Genomic DNA, 5601 nt, shown 5'->3' on the forward strand with positions numbered 1-5601 from the left:
CGTTCTGCTGAAAGTGCTGTCGCAGGAGTATCCCTCTTTACAGACGAGCCATATTGATGTGAGTTTGTCGGAAGAAGGGTGGCAGCCGTTGCTGGCCGCGGAGATCAATACACCGGGGAACGGCAGGGTGATATGCCTGCGTCACGGTCGTCGCTGGGGGCGGCATTACGAGCGTCTGGAAACATCCGTGTCTGCAATGCCAGGCGGAGGAATTTACCTGGTCACCGGTGGGCTGGGCGGTTTGGGTTATACATTAAGTAAACGCTTGCTGGCAGACAATGCCGCGGGCCTGATACTGACGGGCCGGGTGGCGTTGCCGCCGCGTGCTGCCTGGGATGCCGGTGACCTGGAAGCAGGTGTGAAAGCGCGTATAGAAAAGATCCGTGAGCTGGAATCACGGGGCTGTCGTGTGCTGTACAGCCACTGCGATCTCACGGACGTAGCAGCGGTACGGGAACTGGTGGCCAGCTCGGAGGCTGTGCTGGGCGGCCGTATCAGCGGCGTGGTCCATGCGGCGGGCATCGCGGACGGGGAAAGCCATGGTGGTATAGACACGCTGACGCAGCAAGACTATGAAAAACAGTTCGGGCCCAAAGTGCAGGGACTGGAAGTATTGCAGACCGTGTTGGGTGATCGTGCGCTTGAATTTTTTGCCGCTACCTCATCTCTCTCTACCGTGCTGGGGGGGATTGGTTTTGGAGCTTATGCTCCCGCCAATGCTTACATGGATGCCTACATTACTTCCGGGGTAGGTACCGGCAGCTTAAAACATTGGATAAGCATCTGTTTCGACGGCCTGGAATATGGTGATAAAACCGGTGGTGGTATTACGGGCGGGGAACTGGCAGAGGTATGGCGCCGCATCATGAGCGTCCGTCATCTGCCGCAGGTGGTGGTTTCGGTGTCCGATCTGCAGCTGCGGCTGCAGCAATGGGTCAACCGGGAAGTGGCTGTTGCCGAAGGCGGGGAAGCCATGGCAGCAGGGGATGATAAGGCTTCGGAGGATGATATCACCGCTTCACTGATCGGTTTATGGGAACAGTTTTTTGGAAAGCAGGGTATTACTGCGGAAGATGATTTTTTTGAAATAGGCGGTAACTCATTGAAGGCGCTTACCATGATGGGGCGCATACATAAGCTGTTCAATGTGGAAGTACCGGTGAAAACCTTTTTTGATAATTCCACCATTACATTACTGGCAGCGCAGATGAATACGCTGATGTCGGCTGGCAATGCCGGCCGGAAGGAATATACGGCTATCCCCAGCGCTCCGTTAAAGCCATATTATGCATTGTCTTCCGCACAGAAGCGGCTTTATTTCCTGTATGAAATGGACAAAGACTCCATTGCCTACAATCTGCCGCAGGTGGTTATGCTGGAAGGTGCATTAGACGTGGCGAAAATCAGCCTCGCCTTCAATCAGTTGCTGGCGCGTCATGAAAACCTCCGCACCTTTTTTGAGGTGGAAGACGGCGTTCCTGTACAGAAAATAGCCGCTCCGGTTACCTGTCAAATACCTGTGGTGAAGGCAACCGCCGAAGAAGTGCCGGCAGTCATTCACAATTTTATCCGGCCGTTTGACCTGCGCGCGGCGCCTTTGATCAGGATGGCGCTGGTGGCCATCGGCAGCCGGCAGCACATACTGATGGTAGATGTACATCATATCATTATGGACGGGGTGTCTGAAAATATCCTTATCAATGATTTTATGGCATTGTACCAGGAAGAAACGTTGCCCCCCCTGCAACTGCAGTATAAAGATTTTGCAGAATGGCAGCAAGAGGTTGCGTCCCAGCCCTGGATGTCGGTACAACGGGATTTCTGGATGCGTGAATTTGAAGAGGTGCCCACCCCCCTGGAGCTGCCATATGACTACGCCCGGCCTGCTGCTAAAGACCAGGAAGGCCATATCATCAGCTTTGATATTGATACCATTCTCACCGGCCATTTGAAACAACTGGCAGAAGCAGAAAAGACCACACTGTTCATGGTATTGCTGGCAGCATATAATATCCTGCTGGCAAGGGTTTCCGGACAGGATGACGTAGTGGTGGGCACGCCGGTGGCCGGCCGTCACAACAGTGATGTGGAACAGGTAATGGGAATGTTTGTGAATACGCTCCCTTTAAGAAACCAGGTGTCAGGCGGAAGCAGTTTCAGGGAACTATTGGCGGCGGTAAAGGCAAAAACGTTGTCCTGTTTTGATAACCAGGACTACCAGTATGAAGCCCTGATCAGCGACCTGGCGTTGTTAAGGGACGCCGGCCGAAACCCGCTTTTCGATGCCATGTTTGTGTTTCAGAACTATGAACAATCTACCCTGGAACTGCCGGGGCTTACATTAAAGCCCTATAGTACGGGCCACGCAGTGGCTAAATTCGATATGACCTTATCTGCTTTTGAACACGACGGAAAGCTTTTACTGAGCATGGAATATGCGACGTCACTGTTTAAAGAAGCGACCATACAACGGTTTGTTACCTGTTTTGTCAATATCCTTACGGCGATCACTGCTCATCCGCAGGCATTGATAAAAGACCTGGTGATCATTCCGGCGGAAGAAGCACACCGGCTATTGTATGAATGGAATAATACAGCCACTGATTACCCGTCAGACAAGAGTCTTGTGGAGCTGTTCGAACAGCAGGCGCAGCAGACCCCGGACCATATCGCAGTGGAGTTCAACGAAGAGCGCGTTACTTACCGGCAGTTAAATCACCGGTCCGGCCAACTTGCCCGTCACCTGGTACACCATGGCGTAGCGCCCGGAGATATCGTGGGACTGATGATGGAACGGTCAACCGATCTGATCGTGGGAATGCTGGGCATTATGAAAGCAGGTGGCGCCTACCTGCCGCTGGACGCTACCTATCCGGAGGAGCATATCCGGAACATGCTGGAGGAATGCAGGGTGAAGACAGTGTTGACAGAAATACCTCATCATGAAGAAGCACCGCTTCATGCCTTACCTGAAGTTACAGCAGCGCACACCGCTTACATAATTTATACATCCGGCTCCACTGGTAAACCTAAAGGAGTTATGGTGCCGCATCGCCCGGTAGTGAACCTGGCCTGGTCGCAACGAAGGACCTTTCAGATCACCGAAGCGGAAAAGATCCTACAGTTCTCCACTATCTGTTTCGATGCTTCGGTGGAACAGATCTGGCTGGCATTGTTGAGCGGCGCCACCCTGGTGATGGTCAGCCGTGAAGTGATACTGGACAACGCGCTGTTTAATCAATACCTGAGGGACCATGCGGTCACGCACTTGCATGCCACGCCATCCTTCCTGGAGAGCGTCGCATGGGAGGATGTGTCTGCGCTGAAAAGGATCATTGCGGGCGGGGAGGCCTGCCCCGTGACACTCGCAGAGAAATGTGGCGGAGTGGCTGCTTTCTATAACGAGTACGGCCCTACGGAAACGACCGTAACGTCCATTGAATATGCCGTTACCGGTCCGATGCCCGACAAGACATATGTCCCTATCGGCCGCCCCGTCCACAACACCAGGGTTTATATTCTGGGAGAGCAACTGGAACTGTTGCCGGCAGGGGCCAGGGGGAAACTTTACATCGGCGGCGATGGCCTGGCATCAGGCTATGTCAACGACCCCGAACTGACTGCACGTAAGTTTCTGTGGCATCCGTTATTGCCGGAAGAGCGCATCTATGATACCGGCGATTATGCCAGGTGGCTGCCCGATGGGCAACTGGAATTCCTGGGGAGGGCCGATGAGCAAATAAAGATCAGGGGATACCGTGTGGAGCTGGGAGAGATTGCAGCCCGCCTGCGGCAGCACGAGGAAGTACAGGATAGTATCGTCATTGCTGACCGGCAGGGACAGCATACCGTCCTCACCGCCTATTATATTCCTGTTCACGGAGCCGGTATTCTCTCGTTGGATGCTTATATGCGTGAACAATTGCCGGCCTACATGATACCAGCGCATTTTATAAAAATGGAACAGTTCCCGGTGAACCGCAACGGAAAGATAGACCGGAAGGCACTGCCGTTGGTGGAAAGCGCTGCCGGAGCGGAATTTATATCGCCTTTGGGAGACACGGCGGAAATGCTGGCTAATATCTGGTCTGAGGTCTTGTCGCTCAACAGGGAGAAGATCGGCGCTAACAGCACTTTTTTTGAACTGGGGGGAAATTCTCTCCTGTTAATAAAACTGCAGGTGCGGATGAAGGAACGCTTAGGGATCAACGTCGCTGTGGCGGAACTGTTTACCTATTCTTCTGTTGCAGCGCTGGCGGCATTTCTTGATAATGGCAACGTTGCCGTGGAGCAATTCGAAAAAACGGTCAGAGAAGAAGTGGAAGGGCTAAAAAACATGATCGATATTTTTAAATAAGTGTAATCCCGGAAAAATATGACTAAATACAATGGTGTTGAAATTGCCGTTATCGGAATGGCAGGACAGTTTCCAGGTGCTGAAAACGTAAATGAATTCTGGAGAAACCTCCAATCGGGAAAGGAATCCATCACTTTTTTTTCCAGAGAGGAACTGATGGCTGCGGGAGAAGATGAGGCTATTGCAGATGATCCGTCTTATGTGAACGCAAATGCCCGGCTAAATGGAAAAGCCGGCTTTGACGCGGCGTTTTTTGGATACCGCCCCGATGAAGCGACGATCATGGACCCCCAGATCCGTTTGTTTCACCAGTACTGCTGGGCAGCGATGGAAGATGCCGGGTATGATGTGACCACCTACCCGGATAAAATCGGATTATTTGCCGGGGGCTCGCCGGACAATAACTGGGAAAACTATACGATCCTGCGCAACGGGCAACAGAAAAGAGTGGATGAATATTCGGCTTCCCAGCTTCGCAACATTACCTTCTTGTGTTCAAGGGTTGCTTACCAGCTTAATCTGCAAGGTCCGTCAGTATTTGTGAACACCGCTTGCTCTACTTCTCTGGTGGCCGTACAGCGGGCGTGTATGAGCCTTTTGCTACGGGAGTGTAAAATGGCGATGGCTGGCGGCATTACGCTCAACAGTTTTTCCGGGAGAGGATATTTGTATCAGGAGGGAATGATTAATTCCAAAGACGGGCATTGCCGCGCGTTTGATGCTGGCGCCAACGGTACCGTGGGCGGAGAAGGCGGCGGGGTGATAGTACTGAAACGCCTGGCAGAAGCGATTGCTGAAGGAGATCATATCTACGCGGTGATCAGAGGCAGTGGGATCAATAATGATGGCCATGATAAAATGTCGTTTACCGCGCCGGGTGTGAACGGACAGTATAATGCAGTGTTAAAGGCCGTCAATATGGCCGGCATTGCGCCTGATAGCATCAGTTTTGTGGAGACGCATGGTACGGGAACGCACCTTGGCGACCCGATCGAGATAGAAGCGCTGCGGCGTGTTTTTGGGAACAGCAGCCGGCAGTATTGTGCGCTGGGCGCCGTGAAGACCAATATCGGCCATCTGGACGCTGCTGCGGGCATAGCCGGTTTTATCAAAACGGTATTGTGCCTGCATCACCGTCAGCTGGTGCCTACGCTTCATTATCAGCGTCCCAACCCGGCGATCAATTTTGCAGATGGCCCTTTTTATGTAAATACAACGCTGAAAGAATGGTCTCATAACGGCCA

Annotated in this window: 2 protein-coding genes; both read left to right on the forward strand. The window is 52.6% G+C overall.

The window, feature by feature from the left end:
* Window positions 1-4357, forward strand: a 4357-nt coding sequence (locus B5D63_RS34435; RefSeq protein WP_143313384.1) for a non-ribosomal peptide synthetase, incomplete at its 5' end; no start/stop codon positions are given.
* 18 nt (window positions 4358-4375) lie between these two features.
* On the forward strand, window positions 4376-5601 hold a 1226-nt coding region (locus B5D63_RS34440), incomplete at its 3' end, for a beta-ketoacyl synthase N-terminal-like domain-containing protein (RefSeq protein ID WP_143313386.1).

The sequence above is a fragment of the Chitinophaga eiseniae genome (assembly GCF_900167135.1).
GTDB classification, from domain to species: domain Bacteria; phylum Bacteroidota; class Bacteroidia; order Chitinophagales; family Chitinophagaceae; genus Chitinophaga; species Chitinophaga eiseniae.